Source organism: Paraburkholderia sp. J76, assembly GCF_905220295.1.
Taxonomy (GTDB): domain Bacteria; phylum Pseudomonadota; class Gammaproteobacteria; order Burkholderiales; family Burkholderiaceae; genus Paraburkholderia.
In genome coordinates this window covers 210,704-234,834 of sequence record NZ_CAJMZJ010000011.1, presented here as the reverse complement: position 1 = coordinate 234,834, position 24,131 = coordinate 210,704, and the positions used below count along the sequence as shown (strand labels likewise).

At 59.4% G+C, this 24,131-nt stretch carries 17 protein-coding genes and 1 pseudogene; 17 read left to right on the top strand and 1 reads right to left on the bottom strand.

Annotation, left to right across the window (positions count from 1 at the left end):
* Window positions 1–185 precede the first annotated feature (185 nt).
* From U5768_RS21770 to rsmA, 4 genes are all read left to right on the top strand, one after another.
* Window positions 186–2,570 (top strand): LPS-assembly protein LptD, encoded by a 2,385-nt coding sequence (locus U5768_RS21770; protein ID WP_322032456.1) that lies wholly within the window; start codon window positions 186–188, stop codon window positions 2,568–2,570.
* A 100-nt stretch (window positions 2,571–2,670) separates the two neighbouring features.
* On the top strand, window positions 2,671–4,038 hold the full coding sequence (locus U5768_RS21765) for a peptidylprolyl isomerase (protein WP_322032455.1): 1,368 nt from the start codon (window positions 2,671–2,673) through the stop codon (window positions 4,036–4,038).
* A gap of 23 nt (window positions 4,039–4,061) precedes the next feature.
* Window positions 4,062–5,084, top strand: coding sequence for a 4-hydroxythreonine-4-phosphate dehydrogenase PdxA (gene pdxA / locus U5768_RS21760; protein ID WP_322032454.1), 1,023 nt, complete (start codon window positions 4,062–4,064; stop codon window positions 5,082–5,084).
* A gap of 15 nt (window positions 5,085–5,099) precedes the next feature.
* Window positions 5,100–5,927: a 16S rRNA (adenine(1518)-N(6)/adenine(1519)-N(6))-dimethyltransferase RsmA gene (gene rsmA, locus U5768_RS21755; RefSeq protein WP_322032453.1), complete on the top strand. Its 828-nt coding sequence runs from the start codon at window positions 5,100–5,102 to the stop codon at window positions 5,925–5,927.
* Window positions 5,928–5,983: 56 nt separating this feature from the next.
* Here rsmA and panE read toward each other — a convergent pair whose 3' ends face one another.
* Complete coding sequence (panE, locus tag U5768_RS21750; RefSeq protein ID WP_322032452.1) at window positions 5,984–6,934, bottom strand: 2-dehydropantoate 2-reductase; 951 nt, start codon at window positions 6,932–6,934, stop codon at window positions 5,984–5,986.
* 155 nt (window positions 6,935–7,089) lie between these two features.
* Between panE and gloA the strand changes: the two genes are divergently transcribed.
* The 13 genes and pseudogenes from gloA to U5768_RS21685 all read left to right on the top strand — a co-directional run bounded on the left by gloA (window position 7,090) and on the right by U5768_RS21685 (window position 24,129).
* On the top strand, window positions 7,090–7,473 hold the full coding sequence (gloA, locus tag U5768_RS21745; protein WP_322032451.1) for a lactoylglutathione lyase: 384 nt from the start codon (window positions 7,090–7,092) through the stop codon (window positions 7,471–7,473).
* Window positions 7,474–8,165: 692 nt separating this feature from the next.
* On the top strand, window positions 8,166–9,524 hold the full coding sequence (locus U5768_RS21740; RefSeq protein WP_322032450.1) for an undecaprenyl-phosphate glucose phosphotransferase: 1,359 nt from the start codon (window positions 8,166–8,168) through the stop codon (window positions 9,522–9,524).
* Between the two features lie 118 nt (window positions 9,525–9,642).
* Window positions 9,643–10,830, top strand: a complete 1,188-nt coding sequence (locus U5768_RS21735; protein WP_322032484.1) for a polysaccharide biosynthesis/export family protein — start codon at window positions 9,643–9,645, stop codon at window positions 10,828–10,830.
* A gap of 106 nt (window positions 10,831–10,936) precedes the next feature.
* Entirely contained in the window at window positions 10,937–12,412 is a 1,476-nt protein-coding gene (locus U5768_RS21730) for a mannose-1-phosphate guanylyltransferase/mannose-6-phosphate isomerase (RefSeq protein ID WP_322032483.1), read from the top strand.
* 70 nt (window positions 12,413–12,482) lie between these two features.
* Window positions 12,483–12,923: a low molecular weight protein-tyrosine-phosphatase gene (locus tag U5768_RS21725; RefSeq protein ID WP_322032449.1), complete on the top strand. Its 441-nt coding sequence runs from the start codon at window positions 12,483–12,485 to the stop codon at window positions 12,921–12,923.
* 4 nt (window positions 12,924–12,927) lie between these two features.
* Window positions 12,928–15,132: a polysaccharide biosynthesis tyrosine autokinase gene (locus U5768_RS21720; protein ID WP_322032448.1), complete on the top strand. Its 2,205-nt coding sequence runs from the start codon at window positions 12,928–12,930 to the stop codon at window positions 15,130–15,132.
* Complete coding sequence (locus tag U5768_RS21715) at window positions 15,129–16,307, top strand: glycosyltransferase (RefSeq protein ID WP_322032447.1); 1,179 nt, start codon at window positions 15,129–15,131, stop codon at window positions 16,305–16,307. Before U5768_RS21720 ends, U5768_RS21715 begins: the two co-directional genes overlap by 4 nt.
* Window positions 16,304–17,494 (top strand): glycosyltransferase family 4 protein, encoded by a 1,191-nt coding sequence (locus U5768_RS21710; protein WP_322032446.1) that lies wholly within the window; start codon window positions 16,304–16,306, stop codon window positions 17,492–17,494. The genes U5768_RS21715 and U5768_RS21710 overlap by 4 nt, the downstream gene beginning before the upstream one ends.
* 186 nt (window positions 17,495–17,680) lie before the next feature.
* A complete protein-coding gene (locus U5768_RS21705; RefSeq protein ID WP_322032445.1) occupies window positions 17,681–18,778 on the top strand; it encodes a glycosyltransferase in 1,098 nt (365 codons plus the stop codon).
* A gap of 1 nt (window position 18,779) precedes the next feature.
* Window positions 18,780–19,892 (top strand): annotated as a pseudogene (locus U5768_RS21700) (glycosyltransferase family 4 protein); the annotation flags it as partial.
* A gap of 136 nt (window positions 19,893–20,028) precedes the next feature.
* A complete protein-coding gene (locus U5768_RS21695) occupies window positions 20,029–21,456 on the top strand; it encodes a hypothetical protein (protein WP_322032444.1) in 1,428 nt (475 codons plus the stop codon).
* Between the two features lie 49 nt (window positions 21,457–21,505).
* Window positions 21,506–22,942 (top strand): flippase, encoded by a 1,437-nt coding sequence (locus tag U5768_RS21690; protein WP_322032443.1) that lies wholly within the window; start codon window positions 21,506–21,508, stop codon window positions 22,940–22,942.
* Between the two features lie 89 nt (window positions 22,943–23,031).
* The gene (locus tag U5768_RS21685) at window positions 23,032–24,129 is read left to right on the top strand and encodes a glycosyl hydrolase family 28-related protein (RefSeq protein WP_322032442.1); all 1,098 of its coding nucleotides are present in this window, start codon (window positions 23,032–23,034) and stop codon (window positions 24,127–24,129) included.
* Window positions 24,130–24,131: the final 2 nt, after the last annotated feature.

Here is a 24,131-nt window from a genome sequence, read left to right as displayed (position 1 = left end):
GACGCGACTCGCGCCAAAGCCCGCATGACGGTTCGCTCGCCCCATTCATCGTCGCTCCAGGGTTCGATGAATTGTAATTAATTGTTTGCAGCCCGGCCTCGATCCGGTTCATCGGGAGGCGGGTGCTCAGGCGGGCCACCATCATGGAGAGGGCAGGCGGCCGGGCCGATTCGCCAAAACCATACATGCCGCCCAGACAGTTTTTCCAGACGATCTCCCCTAGTGACGACGGCGTGCCGGGCAAGCGGCGGCTCATCGCGGCACTCCTGACCGTGCCGGGTCTGGTGCCCGCGTTCGCGCACGCCCAGCTTTCGGGCGCGGCCGCGCAGCCCCAGCAGATCGACGGCCCGTCGGGCCTGCGGCTCGCCCCGCAACTCGAGGATCACCCTAACGCGTCGGGCCAGCACCCGGCGACCTTCGTGCTCGGCTATTCGACGACCGGCACGGTGGACACCGACCTCGCGGTGAGAGGCGCGGGGGAACTGCGCCAGGGCACGAACGTGGTAAAGGGCGACGCCCTGCACTACGACCAGGACACCGACATGGCCAATGCCTACGGCAATGTCGTGGTCGTGCAGAACGGCACGACGTTCACGGGGCCCGAGGCGCACCTGAAGGTCGAGGCGAACGAGGGCTTCATGCCCGCGCCGAAGTACCATTTCACGCTCACGGGCGGCTCCGGCAGCGCCGCGCGCGCCGACCTGCTCGACAGCGAGCGCTCGGTGCTCACGAACGGCACCTACACCGCGTGCCGCTGCTCGGCCAATCCGGCCTGGTACATCAAGGGCAGCGAGTTCGATTTCGATACCGGCAGCGACGAAGGCGTCGCGCACAACGCCGTGCTGTTCTTCCAGGACGTGCCGGTTTTCGCGAGCCCGTGGCTGTCGTTCCCGCTTTCGGGCGACCGCCGCAGCGGCCTGCTGCCGCCGACGTTCTCGGTCAGCTCGACGAACGGCTACGAAATCTCGCTGCCGTATTACTTCAACATCGCGCCGAACCGCGATTTCACGTTCACGCCCGAGATCATCTCGAAGCGGGGCGTCTTTTTGCAGGGCAACTACCGGTATCTCTCGACGAACTACTCGGGATCGATCACCGGGACGTTCCTGCCCGACGACGCGATTACGAAGACGAACCGCTACGCGCTGTTCATCCAGCACAACCAGAACTTCGGCAACGGGTTCGGCGGTTACGTCTACTACAACAAGGTCTCGGACAATACCTATCCGTCGGACCTGTCGTCGCCGGCCAACCAGTTCCTGAACGGCACGCAGACACTGTATCAGCAGGAAGCCGGCCTCACGTACAACAACGGCCCGTGGTCCGTGCTGGGGCGCTACCAGCACTGGCAGGTGGTCGAGTCGTCGACGCCGCCGTACGGCCGCGAGCCGCAGTTGAACGTGAAGTACGCGAAGTACAACGTCGGCGGCTTCGACTACGGCATGGAAGCCGACTACTCGCGCTTCCGCATCACGGAAGAGAACGCGACCGAAGGCGATCGCGTCGTCTTCAATCCGTACCTGTCGTACTCGTTGATGGGGCCGGGTTACTTCGTCACGCCGAAGGTTCAGTGGCACTTCGCGTCGTACAACCTGAGCAACATCGGGCCCGCGGGCACGACCTTCGGTTCCCCCGTCGGCACGCCGAAGAGCTTCACGGAATCGATTCCGACCTTCAGCTTCGACACGGGCCTCGTGTTCGACCGCTCGGTCCACCTGTTCGGCCAGGATTACATCCAGACGCTGGAACCGCGCCTGTACTACGTGTACACGCCGTACCGCAACCAGCAGTTCGCGCCCCTTTTCGATACCGCCGAGTCGGACTTCGGCCTCGCGGAAATCTTCACGCCGAATACCTTCGTCGGCAACGATCGCATCGCCGACGCGAACCGCATCACGGCCGCGCTCACCACGCGCTTCATCGACCCGGCATCGGGCGACGAGCGCGCGCGCTTCGTGATCGCGCAGCAGTACTACTTCCAGGACCAGCGCGTTACGCTCAACTCGGGCGAAAGCACGAGTCAGGCGACGCATTCGGACCTGATCGCGGGCGCGGCGCTCAAAATCGGGGCCGGTTTCGCTTCGGAAACGGCGTTCCAATATAATGCCGACAACAACCAGCTCACGAAGGCGAGCGTCGGTTTTGGGTACAGCCCGGGCACGAGCCGCGTGCTGAACGTGGCCTACCGCTACACGCGCGCGAACACCACGCTCGACTACCAGCCGATCAACCAGATCCTGGTCTCGGCTCAATGGCCGTTCTCGCACCGGGTGTACGCCGTGGGCCGCTTCAACTACGATCTGAACGGCCATCGGATCGTCGACGGCCTGGTCGGCATGCAGTACGACGCCGACTGCTGGGTGCTCGGGGTCGGCCTGCAGCGTTACGCGAACGGCCTCAATACGTCGGGCACGCCGAATTCGTCAACGCGGTTTCTCGCGCAGCTCACGCTCAAGGGACTCTCGAACGTCGACAACGGGCTGGTGGCCGCGTTCAGGACCGCTGTGCCGGGGTATACGCAGCTACCGGGTCAGGCGCCGCCGGATTCGCGCTTCACGGATTATCAATAACGCGTGATCCGGTTCGCTTTCCTCACGAAGGCGCTTCGGAGCAACGCGGTGTCGGTTGCATAGAGACGGGCGAAGCGTGCCCGCCAACATTGGAGTATCTGTGGGAATCATGAAAAAGCTTCGCCTGGCAGCGTACGCTGCGAGTCTCTTCGCCGTCGCAGGCGTGTTGCCGGCCACGCCGGCGCAAGCTCAAGGTCTCCCGGCCGGCAACGGCCAGACGGTCGATACGATCGCCGCAGTCGTCAATGACGGCGTGATCACGCAGCGCGAACTCGATAGCCGCGCGGAAATGATCGCTCACCGGCTGCAGCAGCAAAACGCGCCGGTGCCACCCGAGGACCAGTTGCGCGCGCAGGTGCTCAACCAGATGGTGCTCGAGCGCATTCAGCTTCAGAAGGCCAAGGAAGACGGCATCACCGTGGACGACGCCGCTGTGCAGCGCACGCTGGAGCGTCTCGCGCAGGCCAACGGCATGGATCTCGCCACCTATCGCGCGCGGATCGAGGCGGCCGGGGTGCCCTGGACCACGTTCATGCGCGATGCGCGCACCGAACTCACGCTCTCGAAGCTGCGCGAGAAGGAAGTGGACAGCAAGGTCACGGTGTCCGACGCCGAAGTCGCGAACTACATCGCGAGCCAGCGCGGACCGAACGCGGGCCAGTCGAGCGATCTGCACTTCCAGCACATCTTCATCAAGGCGCCGCTGAACGCCTCGGAAACCGACATCGAAGCCGCGCAGGCGAAGGCCAACGCGCTGCTCAAGGAAGCCCAGTCGGGCAGCAAGTTCGAAAGCCTCGCGAAGTCGAACTCGCAGGCGAGCGACGCGAGCAAGGGCGGCGACATGGGCTTTGTGCCGCAGTCGAAGCTGCCGCCCGAGCTGGTGACGGCCGCTTCCACGCTGCGCCCGGGCGAGGTGAATCCCACGGTGATCCGTACCAGCGACGGCTTCGAGATCGTGCGTCTCGTGGAGCGCCGCCAGGGGCAGGGTACGGCCGCCGACGCGCCCAAGCTCGTGCAAACGCACGTGCGCCACATCCTGCTGCGCGTGGGCGACGGCATGTCCGAGCCGCAGGCGCGCCAGAAGCTGCTCGAAATCCGCCAGGAAATCGCGGCGGGCGGCGACTTCGCCAAGTTCGCGCGCACCTACTCGCAGGACGGCTCGGCCTCGCAGGGCGGCGACCTCGGCTGGATCAGCCCGGGCGAAACGGTGCCCGAATTCGAGCGCGCCATGAACACGCTGCAGGACGGCCAGTTGAGCGAGCCGATTCGCACCGAGTACGGCTACCACCTGATCCAGGTGCTGGGCCGCCGCGACGCCGAAGGCTCGATCGCGCAGCAGATGGAACTCGCGCGTCAGGCCATCGGCCAGCGCAAGGCCGAGCAGGCCTACGCCGACTGGCTGCGCGAGCTGCGCGACAGCGCCTACGTCGATTACAAGATCGCGGGCATGACGCCGCCGCACAACTAAGCGCAGTCACGAGGGATCGAGCCATGAACGCCTCCGCATCGTCGTCGCCGGCTCCGCGGAGGGCGGGGCCGATCCGCATCGCCATCACCACGGGCGAGCCGGCCGGCGTCGGCCCGGAGCTGACGGCCGCCGCGCTGGCGGGCGCCTCGGCGCACTGGCCCGACGCGCAATTCGTCGTGCTCGGCGACAGCGCGTTGCTCGAAGCGCGCGCGAAAGCCGCCGGCGTCGAGTGGGGCGCGGTGCTGGCGAACCAGCCCGTGCAGGTCGAGCACGTGTCGCTCGCCGCGCCCGCGAAGCCCGGCAAACTCGATGCCGCGAACGGCCCCTATGTGCTGGCGTTGCTCGATCGCGCCATCGACGGTGCGCTGGCCGGCGAATTCGACGCGATCGTCACCGCGCCGCTGCAAAAGAGCACCATCAACGATGCCGGCGTGCCGTTCACCGGTCATACCGAATATCTCGCCGAACGCACGCATACGCCGCGCGTGGTCATGATGCTCGCGGGCACCGGCGCGCGACCGTTGCGCGTGGCGCTCGCCACGACGCATTTGCCGCTCAAGGACGTTTCCGCGGCGCTCACGGTCGAAGGGCTCGTCGAAACACTTGGCATCATTGACCATGATCTGCGTCATCATTTCGGCGTGCCGCTGCCGCGCATCCTCGTGACCGGCCTCAACCCGCACGCGGGCGAGAACGGCTACCTCGGGCGTGAGGAAATCGACACGATTTCGCCGGCGCTGGCCGCCGCCGCAGCACAAGGCATCGATGCGCGCGGGCCATACCCCGCCGACACGCTGTTCCAGCCGCGCTACCTCAAGGACGCGGACTGCGTGCTGGCGATGTTCCACGACCAGGGCCTGCCGGTCCTGAAATACGCGACGTTTGGCGAAGGCATCAACGTCACGCTCGGCTTGCCGATCGTGCGCACCTCCGTCGATCATGGCACCGCGCTCGACCTCGCCGGCACCGGCCGCGCGGACGCGGGCAGCCTGATCGCCGCCCTCGACACCGCCGTTTCGATGGCGCGCCACCGGCGCGCTATCTGACTGAATCCAGAGAAGATGTCCAACAGCAGCAGACAGCACCAGGGCCACTTTGCGCGCAAGCGCTTCGGCCAGAACTTCCTCGTCGATATGGGCGTGATCGACTCGATCGTCGACGTCATTCGGCCGCAGCGCGGGGAGCGCATGGTCGAGATCGGGCCGGGTCTCGGCGCGCTCACCGAGCCGCTCATCGAACGCGTCGCCACGCCCGAATCGCCGCTGCACGCGGTAGAGCTGGACCGCGACCTGATTGCGCGCCTCACGAAAAAGTTCGGACCATTGCTCGAACTGCATGCGGGCGACGCGCTCGCGTTCGACTTCGGCTCGCTCGCGGCGCCGGGCGAGAAGCCCACGCTGCGCATTGTCGGCAACCTGCCGTACAACATTTCGAGCCCGCTGCTGTTTCACCTCGTCTCGTTCGCCGACCGCGTGATCGACCAGCACTTCATGCTGCAGAACGAAGTGGTCGAGCGCATGGTGGCGCAGCCGGGCAGCAAGGCGTTCGGCCGCCTCACGGTCATGCTTCAGTATCGCTACGTGATCGACAAGCTGATCGATGTGCCGCCCGAGTCGTTTCAGCCGCCGCCCAAGGTGGATTCCGCGATCGTCCGCATGATTCCCTACGCGCCGCACGAACTGCCGAAGGTGAACGGCGCTCTGCTCGGCGAACTCGTGACGGCCGCGTTCTCGCAGCGCCGCAAGATGCTGCGCAATACGCTCGGAGATTACCGCGAACGCCTCGACTTCGACGCGCTCGGATTCGATCTGGCGCGCCGTGCCGAGGAAGTGCGCGTCGAGGAATATGTGAGCCTCGCGCAGGCGCTGGAAGGGGCAGGCGGCGCTTGATGCGCGCTTGAGGTCTCAGCAATGCGCCGCCATGCCGGCGGCGCATCCGCCTTCGCTCAGGACGCCTCGCCGCGCTGCGCCTCGTAGGCCTTGAGCTGGCTATAGACGACGCGCAGTACCGAAAGCTCGGTCGACGCATGCTGTGCCGCGCCGCCGCGCTGGATCAGGTCGCCGATCACGTGATCGGCCTCGATGCGCGAACCGTTCTGCACGTCGCGCAACATCGACGCGGTGAGCGACGAACCCTTGGCGAACAACATGCCGCGCGAACGCTCGACGAAGCTCTCGCGCACGGCGTGGCCGTGTTGGGCTGCGATTGCGCGGCATTCGGCGAAGAGACGCTCTACGATCGCGGCGCCGTCGGGCGTGGCGAGAATCACGCCGACGCTCGCACGGAAAAGACACGTGCTGCCCGCGAGGGACGCCAGGAACACCCACTTCTCCCACATCTCCTGCCGGATGTGATCGCTCGCCTTCACGTGGAAACCGGCATCGCCGAATTGATCCGCTACGGCTTGCGCGCGCGCCGACACGCCGCCGCCGAGTTCGCCGAACGTGATGGCTTGCACGTCGTTCAGATGCACGATCTCGCGCTTCTCGTTGAGCGTGGAGGCGATCAGGCACACGCCGCCGAGCACCGCCTGCGTGCCGAAGCGCGCCTGCAGGATTTCGAGATGGCGCATGCCGTTGAGTAGCGGCAGGATCAGCGTGCGCGGGCCGACGGCTGCGGCGAACGAATCGATGGCGTTGTCCAGGTCGTAGGCCTTGCAACTCAGCAGCACGAGATCGAACGGCTCGCCGCCCTGCGACTCTAGCGCTTCGCGCGTGACGGTCTTGACGTCGCCCAATGTGAGATCGCCCGCAGGACTGCGAATGACGAGGCCCGCCTCGCGCAATTGCGCGGCGCGCGCCTCGCGTACCAGAAACGTCACGTCACGCCCCGCAGCAGCGAGCCGGCCGCCGAAATAGCCGCCCGTCGCCCCCGCTCCGACTACCAGAATTCGCATGTCTACTCCTCGTTGCTTGCGTTTATCGAAATTACCGTGGGCAATTTCGGAATGGCGTTCATGCTAGAGCAAATCGGCGCACCTTGCCGGCGTCGGCAGAGCCGGCGTGTTTTTGGTACAGTCCGCTTTTTGACGACGGCATAACGGAGTACACCATGCGCCTTCTGCACACGATGATCCGGGTCGGCGACCTCGATCGCTCGATCAAGTTCTATACCGAACTGCTCGGCATGAAATTGCTGCGCCGCGAAGACTACCCCGATGGCAAGTTCACGCTGGCCTTCGTCGGGTACACGGACGAGCGCGACGGCACCGTGATCGAGCTTACGCATAACTGGGATACGGCTTCGTATGATCTTGGGACAGGGTTCGGGCATCTGGCGGTTGAAGTTGAGGATGCTTACGCTGCCTGCGCGAAGATCAAGGAGCAGGGCGGGACGGTGGTGCGTGAGGCTGGACCGATGAAGCATGGGTCTACGGTGATTGCGTTTGTGACCGATCCGGATGGGTATAAGGTGGAGTTTATTCAGAGGAAGTGAGGGAGTTGCTGAGGTGACGTCGGAGTATTCCGACGTCGTCAATTAAAGTTCATTGAACTTTAATTCGAATTGACAAATGTCCGATAATTAAAAAGAAAATACTGGGCGATTTGTGGGAATTTAAATATTCTTCTGCCTCTATCCCGGACTGGGTAAAAATGCGGTTGTTGTTGATTGCGTTCGCCATCGTTATTGGCGACCGATTTCATCTGTCATTTGCCAGATGAAACATATTGAAACAACTAATCTGCACTACGAATTATGCGATATCGGGCATCGTTAAATCTCTTATCATTCGCGAGTCGAAGCGGAATTTGAGATACGTTAGGATTGTCTGACAGTGCCCTTGAGAGTCCATTTAAGACTGATCCTATATACGGAAGTTCGCCAATAAACGAAACTGCGCGTCCAAACCAAACGAAAAAACTGGATCGGCAAAGCGCGTACGAGCCTATGAGCGCAGGTACGCGAAGGTTATCGTTTGTTCCGTGAGCGAGCCTGTTTGCTTATTTCACGGCGTGGTACATCTATACGCATCAGGCTCTGGTTGGTTGCCATGTGTGTTTGTCGCCTACGCTCGCTGAAATCCGAACCCGTTTCATCGTACCTACAGCGAACGTTGCCTCGGCGATAAAGAGCCTATGCATTCGACTACTCACACTGATGCTTCAGTAGCAATCCGAAATGGCGGCATGCTGGCGCGTCTGTCCGATGTGGTCGCGATTGCCGGCGGCGCGCTTCTGACAGTGCGAGCACCTGGAATCTCCGATGGGTCGGGTTATGACAGCGCTTTGGTAGCGTTTTCCATGTTGCTGGCGCTGATGCTCTTCCCGTCGTGGGGAATGTATCGGATCGCACGATGGCGTCTTTTCTGGCGCTGTGTTTGTGTGCCGGTGCTGGCTTGGCTCTTCGTCCTGGGCGCATCTTGTGCGGTTGTCACGGTGCTGCATCGCACATATCACCCTGCAACCGACTGGCTTAGAGAGTGGGCGTTCGTTTCGTCGGTTGGGGTGGTGCTCTCGCGCGTTGCAGCACATGCAATCTATTTGCGACTGGCCCGGCAAGATGCGCGCACCGCTACGGTCGCCGTTGTCGGCAATAACGCCAATTGCCGCCAACTCATGCGCAAGGTCGGGACGACGCGAGACTCCATGTATCGCATAACAGCCGCATTCAACACAAACCCCGGTGTCGATTCCGTACCGCTCGGCCTGCCGACGTTCTGCGATCGCGAGGCGTTTGTCGAATATGTGCGCAACTCTCACATTGAGGAAGTTTGGCTGGCAGTGCCGCTTTCGGAAGGGTCGACGATCGTTCCGTTCATAGAAATGCTTCGCAACGATCTGATCAACATTCGATTCATTCCCGACGTGAGCGGGCTTTCCGTCTTTCACGCGGGGACGGTCGATCTTGAGGGTACGTCCGCGATTAATCTCGTGGCCTCGCCAACACCTTCGCATTTGCTCGTCGGGAAGGAAGCCTTTGACCGGATCTTCGCGCTGTTCGCATTACTGGTACTTGCACCGGTTTTCCTTGCTGTAACCGTTGCGATCAAGTTCTCTTCTCCAGGGCCTGTGTTCTTCACGCAGCGTCGCAAGGGAGCCAACGGAAAGATCTTCAGCATCTACAAATTCCGAAGTATGCATGTGCACGCCGAGGCCAGTGGCCTTGTGAAACAGGCGACGCGCAACGACCCGCGCGTGACACGTGTTGGAGCGTTTCTACGGCGTACAAGTCTCGACGAGCTTCCACAGTTCCTCAATGTTCTTCGGGGTGAAATGTCCGTCGTCGGGCCCCGTCCTCACGCCATCGAGCATGACAAGCTTTATCAGGACATCGTGGATGGGTATATCCATCGATATCGCATCAAGCCTGGTATTACCGGATGGGCGCAGATCAATGGTTTTCGTGGCGAGACCGATCGCATCGAGAAGATGCAGGGACGTGTTGCCCATGATCTTTATTACCTCAGCAACTGGTCATTCTGGTTCGACATCCGGATTGTCGTTGCCACGATTTTTAAAGGACTGGTTCATCGCAATGCATATTGAAGGCTGGAGAGCGGAAGTGGCAGTGAGATTGACAGAATCGCAGCGCTGTGGAAATACCGGAGGGTGGGGAAAATGTGCGGTGCGCTTCTTGAGCACCGGTGTCGCCGCGGCGCTTTGCATGACGCTCGCAGCATGCATGATCGCCCCTGGCATGCGCATGTCCACGTCGGCAACTGGCGCTTCGACCGGAGTAAAGGAGACAGCCGGAAAATCGGGTGCCTCTGCTGCGCCAGCCAGTGGTGAATCTTCCTCCGGAAATCCGGCGGACGAAGCGACTTCGAACTCGTCACAAAAGGCCGATGCGACACAGGCGACGCCTGAAGTGCCCGTTACCGAACTCGACATTGGGGTCGTCAAGCGGCTTCGCGAAGAGCGAGTCGCGACACAGCATCAGCAGGCAATGCTGCTTGGCAATGTGCCGTCGCCGTACGCGATCGGTATCGGCGACGTTCTGCAGGTCGTCGTTTGGGACCATCCGGAACTGGCTGCGGCATCGGCGGTAGCGCCTTCGCAGTCGCAATCGCGTCCGGCGGATCCGAGTCCAGGTTTCGTCGTCGATCAATCGGGCGATATCACGTTTCCCTATGCCGGCACGATTCACGTAGTCGGGTTGCGACCGGAGGAAGTGCAAAAACGCCTGGTGGCCACACTTGGCAAATACTTCGTCAAGCCGCAAGTGACGGTGCGCATGGCTTCGTATCGCGCCCACGAAGTCTATGTGGATGGCGCGGTCCACACGCCAGGCTCCGTAGCCCTGAACGATGTGCCGATGTCGCTGTATGAAGCAGTCTCGCGCGCCGGTGGCTTTGCGGATACAGCGGACCAGAGCGACCTCGTGCTGGTTCGTGGCGGCGAGACGCATCGCATCAATATGACCCAGATGCTCGCGAGTGGATTGGCGCCATCGCGTCTCTACCTGAAAGCGGGCGACATGTTGCGCGTGACAGCGCGCGATGAGAACGATGTGTACGTCATGGGCGAAGTCAACAAGCCCATTTCGGCGATCCCGCAGCGCAACGGTCGCATTACGCTTGCCGATGCGCTGTCGCAGGCCGGTAGTGTCAACGCAACGACGGCGGATGCTGCCCAGATGTTCGTAATTCGTGGCGCGCTTGACAGCAAACCGCAGGTGTTCCACCTCGATGGCCGTTCGCCCGTGGCAATGCTGGTGGCGAAGGAGTTCGATCTGCAGCCGAAGGATGTCGTTTATGTGGACGGAAGCGGTCTTGTCCGGTTTAGCCGCGTGCTGAGCTTATTGCTTCCTGCAATCAACGCCGGTATGACGGCGGGTATCCTGGCTAAGTAGTGAGCTCTCGCGCCACATCGACGGGAACTGACAAGGAAAGCTAACTATGAGCATTCTGGAGCGCGAAGCAACAATGAATCAACATGCCGATGAAGCGGAGCCCGGAATGGCTCGCGCGCGTCCGGAAACCGAAGTGGGTCAGGCGAGTATCGTCCCGGTTATATTGGCGGGAGGCGCCGGCTCGCGGCTGTGGCCGCTGTCGCGCGAGCAATACCCCAAGCAACTGATCGACGTGCTTGGCGACAGCTCACTACTTCAGGCCACGGTAAGCCGAATGCGGGGTTTTCGTTGCGAATCCGGCGTCTGTGCCGATTCCATTATCGTCTGTGGTGATGAGCACAAGTTCGCGATCGCTGAACAGCTACGTGAGCTTGGCGTTCGTTCGCGCATCGTTGTGGAACCCGATCGTCGCGATACCGCGCCGGCACTCACGCTAGCCGCCTTGGCGGCTGCTGCGCAGAAGGACGACGCCATCATCGTCGCGATGCCGGCAGACCACGCGATCGCCGATGTGGATGCGTTTCAGAAAGCCATTGCGTCCGCGGTGCGCAATGCGCAGGCAGGCCACATCGTGACGCTTGGCATACCTCCGACGCGCCCCGAAACCGGCTTTGGCTACATCCGGCTCGGTGACAAGTTTCAGGACGGTGCGCACAAGATTCTGGGCTTCATGGAAAAGCCGCCGGTCGAATTGGCCGCACAGTATTTGAAGTCCCGCGAGTATTGGTGGAACAGTGGAATCTTTGTCATGCGTGCGAGTGTCTGGCTCGAGACGCTTCGTCGTTTGCAGCCGAAGATCTACGAGGCTTGTACTGCGGCATATTCCCAAGGAGCCACGACGAGCGCGTACTTTGCGCCCGACGCCGAAGCGTTTGTGCAGTCGCCTGGCGATTCGATCGACTATGCGGTGATGGAGCATCTTGGTTCGGCTGCCGACATAGCGCAAGGCGTCGTTGTGCCTCTGGATGCAGGTTGGTCCGATCTCGGTTCGTGGGATGCGGTTTGGGATGTGCTCGATAAGGACGAAAACGGAAACGTCGCGCGTGGACGCGTGGTGTTCGAGGGTACGAGGTCAAGCATTGCGTACTCCGAAGGACGCCTGATTGCCTGTGTGGGCGTTGACGACATTGTTGTTGTCGAGACGCCCGATGCAGTTCTTGTCGCTAACAAGTCGCGTGTTCAGGAAATCAAGCAGCTAGTCGGACATATCCGCGATCAACATGCACCGGAGGCAGACGCGCACCGCAAGGTTCGCCGGCCTTGGGGCTACTACGACGCTATCGATAAGGGAGAGCGGTTCCAGGTCAAGCGCATCGTTGTGCAACCTGGCGCATCCCTCTCACTCCAGGTTCATTACCACCGCGCGGAACATTGGATCGTTGTGAGCGGGACCGCGCGCGTTACTCGTGGCGAAGAGCAGTTTTTGCTCGGTGAGAACGAATCGACATACATACCGCTTGGTGTAATGCACCGCCTTGAGAACCCGGGGCGAATGCCACTCGAAATGATCGAAGTGCAGTCGGGGTCTTATCTCGGCGAGGACGACATCGCGCGATTTGCCGACACGTACGGACGAGGCTGACAAAAGAGCGTTATGTCGAGCGACGAGTGGGCTTAATCGTGCGGGTGTTATCAGAATAGGAGCGACCGAGTTGATCGACCACGTCCTCGTAGTATGTGAAGGAAATATCTGTAGGAGTCCGATGGCTCAGGGAATTCTTGCCCATCGTCTTTCTCAGGTGTCCGTGATATCGGCAGGTTGTGGCGCGCTTGCCGGAAAGGCCGCTGATCCAGTCGCAATCGAATTGATGGCTGACCGCGGGATCGATATCAGCAAGCACGTAGCCACGGATTTGAACATTGAACACGCAAGTAGATCGCAACTGATTCTTACGATGACGCAGGAACAGAAGAAGGAAATCGAGAAGAGATACCCGTTCTCTAAAGGGCGCGTTTTTCTCTACTCCGCGCATGATGGAGAAGATGTGATTGACCCTTATCGCAAGGGGCGCGCGGTATTTGAAACGTCTCTGGCGCAGATCGAACGCGGAGCGGGCTATTGGGTTGACTCGATCAACCGCTTAAGAAAGTGATGAAATGATTCAGTCGATGCAAAGCAAGACAATTGAGTTGCCCGAGAGCGATGAGGTTCATCTCGCAGAATACATCAACATCATCCGTGATGGGTGGCGTCTCGTTGTGGCTATCGCAGCCGCATTCCTGGTTGTCGGCATTCTTTATGCATTTCTCGCGACGCCGGTTTTTCGTGCCGACGCGATGATCCAGATTGAGGATGGCACAAGCACGGCGAATGACGCGCTCGGTCAACTCGCGTCGATTTTCGACACCAAGCAAACTGCCGTTGCTGAAATCGAGTTGATACGCTCGCGGCTCGTGGTCGGCCAGGTGGTTCAGGCGATGCATCTGGATATCAGCGCAAAGCCGCGGTATTTCCCGTTGTTTGGCGCAAAGGTCGCACGCAAAGCTGACGCATCGACACTGGCGACCCCTTGGTTTGGATTGGGCCAATTTGCTTGGGGCGGAGAGCAGATTGGTGTTTCGCGGTTCGATGTTCCGCAGGAAAACTACGACGAGAAGTTCACACTGGTGGCATTGCAGGACGGGGCGTATGAACTGAAGGACGATGATGGTCAAACCGCGCTCAAAGGTCACGTTGGATCGATCGCGCGCGCCGGTCAGGGTGAAAGTGGAATTGCCCTGAAAGTCGATCGCCTGGTTGCTCGCCCCGGGACGCAATTTGTACTGCAACGCGCGTCGACGTTAGACACAATCGGCAAGCTCCAGGAGAAGATGGTCGTTGCCGAAAAGACGAAATTATCCGGAATCGTTGGCGTAACGCTCGATGGAGTTGATAGTGAGAAGATCGCGAAAATTGTTAATACAGTAGCTTCTGCATACGTTCAGCAAAATATAGATAGAAAGTCGGCCCAAGCAGAGCATACGCTGGGGTTTCTTCAGCAGCAGTTGCCTGATCTGCGTAAGCAACTCGACGAAGCTGAGGACCGCTACAACGCATTTAGAAATAGGAACGGCACCGTTGATCTAACTGAAGAGAGTCGGTTGCTTCTTCAGCAGATCGTTGACAACAAGACCAAGCTCGTCGATCTTCAGCAGCAGCGCATCGAGATGATACAGCGCTTTACCGAGTCGCACCCGGCCGTCGTGGCGCTCGATTCGCAGATTTCTTCATTGGAAGCGCAGCAGGCGCAACTAGGTAAGCGCGTCGGCACATTGCCGGACACGGAGCAATCTGCACTGCGTCTCTTGCGGGACGTTCGTGTCAATACGCAGTTGTACACAAGCCTCTTAAACAACGCCCAACAGTTGCGGATTTTGAAAGCGGGCCAAACGGGTTCGGTGCGTGTCGTTGACTTCGCGGTTGCACAGATTGAGCCTGTGAAGCCCAAGCGTCCACTAGTGATTACGCTGGCGCTTCTTCTTGGTCTTGTGGCGGGTGTTACGACTGTCTTTGCGCGTCATTCGTTGTTCGGCGGCGTTGAAGATAGTGAAGAGATCGAACATGTGCTGGGGCTGCCGGTTTACGCGACGATTCCTCATAGCGACGTGCAGGAGCAAAGTAAAGAGACGGACCGAAGCTACGGAAAGAACGTCAAACAGATGCTTGCAGCCAGGGCGCCAAACGATGTGGCGATCGAGGGAATTCGTAGTCTGAGTACAGCGCTTCAATTTGGATTGCTTGGAACGTCAAACAATATATTTGTTGTTACAGGGCCTAGCCCTGGTATCGGCAAATCTTTTACAGCGGTCAATCTCGCGGCGATATTGGCCGCGGGTGGGCGACGCGTACTGCTTGTAGACGGCGATATGCGAAGAGGTGATATCCATCGCCAGTGTGGGATCGCACGTCAGCCGGGCCTTTCCAACATTATCGCCGGCTTCGACGTCAACAAAGCCATCGTCCGTGAGACTTTGCCGAACCTCGACGTGTTGCCTAAGGGAGCCATTGCGCCGAATCCGGCGGAGCTATTGATGAGCACGCGTTTCGAAACGCTGCTTGAGGATTTTTCCAGTCGATACGACCTCGTGATTATCGACACGCCGCCGATCCTTGCCGTTACCGACGCGGCCCTGATCGGGCGTCATGCGGCCGCGACGTTGCTTGTGGCGCGACACGGCTGTCATCCGATGCCGGAACTTGTCGAAGCGGCTACCCGGCTCCGCAACGCCGGCGTGACGCTGAAAGGCGCGGTGCTTACCGATGTGCCTCGTGGTACTCGCGGTAGAGCGACCTACTACGGCTATGAAAGTGTGTCGGAATGATAGCGATCCCCCCGTATTTTCATGGTGGCACACCGGCCGAGAAGCGTGTTGTGGCGATTTACCGCAACCAGCTGTTCAAGCCCTCTGAGCCTTTCATAGCTCTTCAGGCGCGCCATCTCTCGTCATTTGAACCGGTGTTCGTCGGGCGCGAACGATTGGGTGCATCGCCTGAAGGGCTGCATAGCATCGCGATCGAGTCGCGCGAACAGATCGGCAAATTCGTTCATGCAGTATCGGGACGGTCATCGGGGTTGAACCGCGAGGTTGCACGTTCCAGACCGTCGATTGTCCATGCGCATTTTGGCGTGGATGCGCTGTACGGCGCCTCGCTTGCGCATTCGTTACGCGTTCCGCTGATTGCGACGCTGCATGGCTTCGACGTAACAGTGCGGCGATCAGAGCTCCTGATGTCGGGTTCACCTGCGTTGATTCGATATGGGTTGTTGCATTGGCGCCTTGCGAAATCGGCGAAGCGCTTGCTGTGCGTATCCGAGTTCATTCGTAGGAAGGCGATCGACTTCGGGTTCCCCGAGGAGAACCTGCTGACGCATTACATCGGCATCGATTTGAGTCAGTTCACGCCGACGCTGCGCACGCGCGCCGAAACATTCCGCATCCTGCACGTTGCGCGGCTCGTCGAGAAAAAGGGGACGCGCTATTTGCTTGAAGCGTTGTGTCGCTTGCCGGAGCGCGATCGTATCCACGTTCACCTTGACATCATCGGCGAAGGGGCGTTGCGCGAGCAACTTGAAAACATGGTTTTGCAAAATGGAATCGGCGGGAACGTGACGTTTCACGGTACCAGGAGTCAGTACGACGTGCGCGAGATCCTGGCGACTGCCGATGTCCTGTGTCTACCCAGCGTAACAGCAGCCAATGGCGATGCGGAAGGCCTGGGCATGGTAGTCCTGGAGGCGGCGGCGAGTGGTGTGCCAGTTATAGCGACGCGGCACGGGGGGATCCCCGAAGCGGTTGTCGACGGTGAAACCGGTATGTTGCTGCCAGAGCGGGATGCCGTGGCACTAGCCAACGCGATCACTTTTCTCGTGGAAAACGAACCGGCTCGATCACGAATGGGACGTAATGGAAGGTTACATGTGGAAAGGAATTTCGACGTGGTCAAACAGTGCGCTGTGCTCGAAGATATTTACCGCGAGATTGTGGAAGCGAGATGAGAACGGAACGACTGTTGATCCTATCCCGGTCGATTCCGCAGCATCGTATCGGAGGGCTGGAGGTCATGACATGGGATCTGGCCAAGGCGATCGCGCGCCAGGGTGTGGAGGTTATCGTAGGTACGACCGAAATAGCGGGGATGCCGGCCCGGTTCGAGCAGGATGGCGTAGGTGTCCAGACGATCGCAGGCGCAGCCTCGGGGCGCTATTCGAGGCAATTCTGGCAAGGTACGCGAGAACTTTTCCTTGAAGTGAGAACCAGCAGGCAGCTCGGAGTACTCGGTGTCAGCGCGGCGGGCAGAGAGGTGGCGATGATGGGGGCGCAGCGCGATCAGCCCGTCGTGATGCAGGCGCACGGCAGCAGCCTCGGCGAAATCCGAACGAAATGGAAGACAGCGTCGGCCAGATCGATGGCTGCCTCCGTGCGAAACATGGTTTGGCTTTTCAAGGACCGCGCAGTCCGCGCACGATATGACGCGACGGTATGCGTTTCCGAAGTCGTCAAGCATGAGTTGTTGCATCCACTATCGCGCCTCGGCGCCGATGACAGTCGCATGCTGGTCATTGACAACGGTATCGACCAGCTATTGTTCGCTCCGGATCCTCATGCACGTGACGCAATTCGTACAAAACTGGGCTGGGGCACAGCCCCCGTAATCGTCTGCGCATGCCGCATGCACGTGGAAAAGGGCGTTGCGCAATTGATCGACAGCTTTGCAATCCTGCACAAATGCAATCCCGCCGTGCGGATGATTCTGGTGGGCGACGGACCGGACAAAGGTGGCTTGGAAGGTCTCGTCGCCGAACTTGGTTTTGCACGAAGCGTTCACTTCACCGGGGCGCTCCCAAGGGAGGAGGTAGCTCGTTACCTGAATGCGGGTGACGTGTTCGCGTTTCTCTCGATGCGTGCCGAGGGCGCGCCGCTCAATCTACTAGAGGCGATGGCTGTCGGCTTGCCATGTGTCGTCTCGGACCATCTTATGAGTCGTGTTCCGGATCGGCGGGCGGTCTGGGGCGTTGATGCGCAGAACCCCGAAGCTGCGGGGCAGGCGCTGCAGCGGGCGTTGGATCATGCCAAGGGTGGTGGACGCAGCGTGCTCGATATGGCGCGTTCGATCGATCACTGTGCGAGCCGATACATCGAACTGTTTCGGGAGCTTCGTACGAATGGTCGATATCCGGCGTAATAACAGAACTTTGTTTGTGCAAATGTAGGCTGTGATCGACGAGCTATACCGGCGACATCGGTTGCGATCGGATAAAGGCGCGCAGGTTAATTGATTTCCTGCTGGAGAGGCACTGTGGAATGTGAAGATATCGTACTCCTATCTACTGCGGACTGGGACAACCCTTTTTGGACGAACAAGCAACATGTGGCAGTCGAACTGGCGCGCCGAGGCCACCGCGTCCTTTATGTCGATTCGATCGGCTTGCGCCAGCCGTCCGCGTCGTCGGGCGATATACGTCGCATCGTGCGACGCATCGCAAAGAGCATTAAGGGCGCGCGGCAGGTACAGGAGCGGATCTGGGTCTGGTCGCCGATCGCTATTCCCATGCACCAATACAATATCGTGCGCTTCTTCAATCGAATGCTTCTTTCGCTAGGGCTAGCGGCATGCACGACGCATCTCCGCTTCAGGCGTCCGATCGGTTGGACGTATAACCCGCTGACCACGCAGTTCTTCGATTTGTCGAGTTTCAAAAAGCTCGTATACCACTGCGTGGACGAGGTGAAAGCTCAACCGGGTGTACCGTGCGAGGTCGTGGAAATTGCGGAAAAGGAACTGACACAGTCTTGCCAGATCTGCTTCGTTACCTCCGAGCATCTTCTGGCGACGCGAAAGGAGTGGAAGCCCGAGACTTACTACTTCCCGAATGTGGCTGACTATGAGCATTTTGCCTCGGCGATGGATCGTGGACTTGCTGTTCCCGACGATCTCAACGCGATTCCGGGGCCGCGCGTCGGTTTCATTGGAGCGATCAGCGAATACAAGGTGGACTTCGAGTTGCTGGCCCGCATGGCGCGCGAGCATCCCGAATGGTCGATCGTGTTAATCGGACGCGTTGGGGAAGGCGATCCCTCCACGACTGTTTCGAAGGTCGAGGCGTTGCCAAATGTCCATCTACTTGGCGCTCGGCCTTACGAGTGTTTGCCGGCCTATCTGAAGGGCATTGACGTAGCTATCTTGCCTAGTCGCCTGAATGAATACACGCGTGGGATGTTTCCAATGAAGTTCTTCGAGTATTTAGCGGCTGGCAAGCCCGTCGTCGCTACCAATTTGCATGCGCTCGCGGATTTCACCGACGTATGCACGCTTGCAAACGACCACGCGTCTTTCGTCGCTGGCGTGGAGCGTGCTTTGGTGGACTCGGCGGAAGAACGCTCCGCGCGCATATCGCTGGCGCAGGAATACACGTACGAACGCAGAACCAGCCGGATGATGGACCTGGTGAACGGTCTGGGAGCATGACATGAGCATTCTCTCGGGACGCAGAGTCGCGATCGTTCACGACTGGCTCGTCGCTCGCGGTGGGGCTGAGCGGGTGCTAGAGAAGATCGTCGAGATATTTCCTGATGCGGACGTCTTCACAGTCGTCGATCATTACTCGGATGCCGACCGCCAGTTCATCGGGGGCAAGCGTTCTCGCACGACCTTCATCCAGAAACTGCCTTTTTCGCGATCAAAGTATCGCTCTTACCTTCCGTTCATGCCGCTCGCAATCGAGCAACTGGATCTTTCGGGATATGACATCGTCATTTCCAGTTCGCACGCGGTGGCAAAGGCTGTGCTGGTTGGCCCGGATCAGTTTCACGTGTCCTATGTGCACTCTCCGATGCGATATGCGTGGGACTTGCAGAACCAGTATTTGCGCGAAGCGAGGCTGAACCGCGGACTCAGGACGGTATTTGCGCGCTGGATGTTGCACAAAGTGAGGATGTGGGATGCGAGGACTGCAGTTGGCGTCGATGCGTTTGCCGCAAATTCGAACTTCATCGCCCGCCGTATTAACAAGTCGTATCGACGACAGGCCACCGTGATTTATCCGCCAGTCGACACAGACGCGTTTTCCCTACATGTGCCAAAGGAGCCATTTTATTTGACTGCATCGAGACTCGTGCCATACAAGAAGGTACCGGCCATCGTGGAGGCGTTCAGACAGATGCCGGACAAAAAGCTCGTTGTAGTCGGCACGGGCCCAGAGTTGCAGCTCGTCAAGTCACTTTCAGCTCCTAACATTGAGATTCTCGGCTATCAGCCTTTCGCAACGCTGCTTTCACTAATGCAGCGCGCAAGCGCATTCGTCTTCAACGCGGAAGAGGACTTCGGTATTGTGCCGGTCGAAGCGCAGGCCTGCGGGACGCCCGTGATCGCGTACGGGCAGGGCGGCGTGTGCGAATCGGTGCGCGATGGCAGCGAAGGCTCGCCTACTGGTGTCTTCTACGACGCTCAGGATGCAATGAGCATCGCGAGTGCGGTACGGCAGTTTGAACTAAACCGGGAGCGCTTTGACCCTCACGTATGCCGCGAGAACGCGCTTCGCTTTTCGGCTGACTCCTTCAAGCACCGCTTTGAGCGCTTCGTGAGCGACGGATACGCGGCGTTCAGATGCGGGGCTATGGGCAGATGAACCTGGTTCAAGTGCGTTACGGATGTGCGGTGCAATTCAGGAAGGCGAGTGGAACGTGAGTCGAACGTCGGTAGACAAGAAGTTGAAGGCGATGCTAGAGCTGCTTCTGGGGATGTTGGTCCTGTTGATCCTTCTTATCGATAGTGACGCCGTTCGGCCGGTATTGTTTGCATGCGTGGTTTATTCCGTGTGCCAGTTCGGAGAGGCGATTGCGTCGAGAGAGGCTAGACCGATCGCGACGGTCTTCTGGCTTTATCACGCCTTTTTTCTGTTGATTCCGGGCTGGCTGCAGGTGACCAACAACTTTTATCCGTGGGCACGCATAGCTACGGATGCCGATATGGAGTACGCACTATGCGCCGTGGTTCTCGGCCTCTGGTCGTTCTCGATTACATATCGCTTGAGAAAAGGGCGCGTGAGTAATGTTGCTGCGCCCGCCGAAGGGATTTCTTCAACACGCATAAATGCACTCAAGGTCATGCTTGCACTAGCGGCCACCATTCCCGCAGGCGCATTGATCGCGATTGTCGGACCCGCGAGCTTCTTGCAGGAACGCAGTGCGTTGGGCGAGCTGGTCTATCAATCCGACACTTTGGCGCTCATCTACAACGCGGCGAAGTTCTCGGTATTCGGCGTAGCCATCACGCTAGCCACCTACGTGAAAAACTCACGCCACGTGCGATCCACGTCCCAACGCAAGCGTTACTTGTCGATGCTTACGATGTTTGCCGCGATCTGCGCAGTCGTCGCCGTTTTTGTGAACAATCCGCTGTCTAGTCCGCGATTCCATTTTCTTGGAATGATGTTGGTCGCGCTACTCGTTCTTCGACCGCTACGCAAAAGGGGCGTACGTATAGTCGTGTGGGCGGTGGCGCCAGTGTTCCTCTACACCCTATTTCCTGTCGTAAAAAATCTGGGTGAGGTCATGTCGCACCAGGGCAATCTGTTGCCCGACGTTGGCGCCTATCTAATGGGTGGGGTCGATTTCGACGGCCTGCAGCAACTCGCCAATATCGCTCGTATGACCGAAGGTGTCGGCATATCTTGGGGTAGCAACTTTCTCTCGGCGATTTTTTTCTGGGTGCCGCGTTCGCTTTGGGCCGGGAAAGCGACGATCACTGGTGCGTTGGCCGCCGATTATGTCGGCTACGAGTACTCGAATCTGTCCGCGCCGCTCGTAGGCGAGGCATTTAGCGGACTGAGCTTTTTGGGCGTAGTGGTGTTCTTTGCCGCCATGGGCTGGCTTGCTGCCAGGTACGATGGCCGATATGACACGTCGCTCAAGCAGCGTGTGATCGGGCTCGACCGCCTGCTGGTCGGCACCATTGCAGGATTTCTGTTCATTCTTTTGCGTGGGTCCCTCAATGCGGTATTTCCGCAAATCGGGGTATCGCTTTTGGTAGTAGTCACTTTGGCTCCGCGTCTCAACGGCGCCGCCCATACGCTGGTTAAGCGGCGCGGTCGTGGTGTGCAGGCAGCGCCTGCGGCGCGCCAGGCCCAACCGGAGCAGACTGCATGACGAAGCCGCATGACATGGAGGGCCCACTTCTCCCGATCGGATTTTGTTCGTGAAGCTCAAGCATACACTCAAGAACTTTGGATTCAACCTAGGCGGATCTGCGCTGCCAATTGCGGTTTCGCTTATTACGGTGCCGGCTTATTTGCACCATCTAGGCGAGGTCAGATATGGCATTCTGACGTTCGTTTGGACACTGGTGGGCTATTTCGGCATTCTGGACCTTGGGATAAGCCGAGCTACCGCAAACCGGATTTCGAAGGCTGTGCACCGTGACATGAACGAGGTTCACTCGGTCCTTTGGAGTGCGATCTATCTAAACACGGCGCTCGGCTTGATTGGCGGGATTGTCTTTTATTTCGGCGGGGACTGGATTTTGCATCGTCTCGTAAAAGCGCCGGCGTCGTATCAATTGGAGATTGTGCGATCGGTTCTTTGGATCGCAGTGGCCATTCCGTTCGTGAATCTTTCCGCGGTGCTCGGCGGTGCGCTCGAAGGGGCCGAGCGGTTCGGTATTTACAACGGCGTACAGTTCGTCGGGACGTTGGGCGTTCAAACGTTGCCGCTCTTTGCCGGGTTGATGGTCGACCCGTCGCTGGATGTCGTGGTTCCCGCAGCGACCATCGCGCGCATCGTTACCTGTGTAATGCTCGCAGTGGTGGTGCGCGATGCGTTCGAACTGCGAGGGCTCGGGCAGTTTTCGCGCGCACGGGCGCTCGATCTGCTTCACTTCGGAAAATGGGTCGTGACTTCATCGTCAGTGAGAGTTCTGGCGGATAACGCCGACCGGTTCGCGGTTGGTTCGATCATCGGCGCCGCAGCGCTTAGCACCTATGGTGTGCCTCAGAACCTGATCGTTCGCTGCATGCTGATGCCCAACGCGCTCGCTCGCACGATGTTTCCCCGCTTTTCCAGCAGCGCTCCAGATGACGCACGACGTCTTTGCCTGCACGCCTTGCGGATCCATGGGTACATTTACACCGCCTGCCTTGTGGTTGCCCTTTGGGTCGTCAAACCTTTTATGATTCTCTGGGTAGGTCATGCGTTCGCGACGGGCGCGATTCCAGTTGTCCGTCTGCTTATTCTTGGTGTATGGGCGGCCGGTCAGGCCGTGATCGTTGTTGCATATCTGCAAGCAACCGGACAGCCAAACGTTGTGGCCAAGCTTAGCCTGTTCGAAACGCCCGTGCTGCTATTGGCGATTTGGTTCGCCGCGTTGCACTTCGGCCTCGCCGGAGTGGCGATCGTTGTCGTACTGCGCAATTTGTGCGACGCGCTGGTGTTGCTCTGGCGCGGCCGTCTCATCGCGGGTGGCGCGCTTTCTGCCGTAATTTCGGCGACATGCCTTGCACTGAACTACGCGCTTGCCGCAAAGGACCTTTCGTTACTTGCGCAGATCGTGTGCGCCGTAGTGAGCGTCGGGGCAATGGCAGCATTTGCCGCGAGCGCGCGTGTTAGTCAACTCATGAAACCGGTCATTCAGGAATGAGGAGTATGTTGCCGGTCCACCGGACCGGGCAATCTTGCCCGGAAAGGCTAACGAGCACGGGGCGCCGAAAAGCGCGTCTCGCGGTCGTGATGCAATCCTTTCTGAGGGCCACTCGGGCGCTCGTCGTGTTCGCGCTTTCTGCGTCAGTCGTTGCGGCGCCGCTCGTGGTCAACGTCCGGAGCTATGGTGCGGCAGGGGACGGCCAGGCTGACGACTCTGCGTCATTGCAGCGCGCGATCGAAGCATTGAATGCGGCTGGCGGCGGGGAGTTGTATTTTCCAGCCGGTACGTATCTGCACAGCGAGGAAATCACGGTTAGCGGGCACGTGAAGGTGTACGGTACGGGCTCTGCAAGCGTGCTCAAAGCACTCGCGCCTGCGAGAGCGGCCCTCGTTTTTATGAATGCCACCCAGTGCGGCGCAGAAGATCTTCGATTCGTCACTGAGGCAAAGACGCGACTTCACGAGCAGAATTCCGCAGCCCTTGTGATGGATCACGCGGAAAACTGTTTCATAAGAAATATTTCGATAGAGGGCAGTGCGTCAGTCGGCATCTTGATCGCGAACAGCCATGGGGTGGCTATCTCGGGAAACCATATCGAGGATACGTTGGCAGACGGTATTCATGTCGTAAACGGTTCCGCTGATGTGATTGTCGAGAACAATTCGGCCTCAAATACCGGCGACGATTCGTTTTCCGCTGTCGCGTACGCAAGCTGGCCAAAGCAGACGGACAACGTGGTCATATCAGGCAACACGAGCATTTCGTCGCACGCGCGAGGAGTTGCCTGTATCGGAGCGAGCCATTGCGGAATATTCAATAACACGATCAGGAATCCGCGTGGGCATGGGATTGCCGTCGCTTACGAGTCGACCTACGACACCTACCGTCCCTTTGGCGCGAGGCTGAAGGGCAATCGGATAGCAACTGTGAATCCTTCGAAGGGAACCAATTCGGTGCTGGTGAGTGGCGCAAGGGATGTCGAGATGGAATCAACCGCGATCGATGGCGGCAACCCGGTGCTGGTGAGCGACAGTTCGGGGATTGTTGTCAGGAATCTGGTAGTGAATGAGCAGGTGGGCGCACCGATTCTGGAGCGCGGGCACGTTCAAATGAAAATTGAAGGCGTCAGTGCCAACGGCAACGCGCTCGCCGGCGGAGTGTCCATTGTGAGAAAAATTCAGTAAGG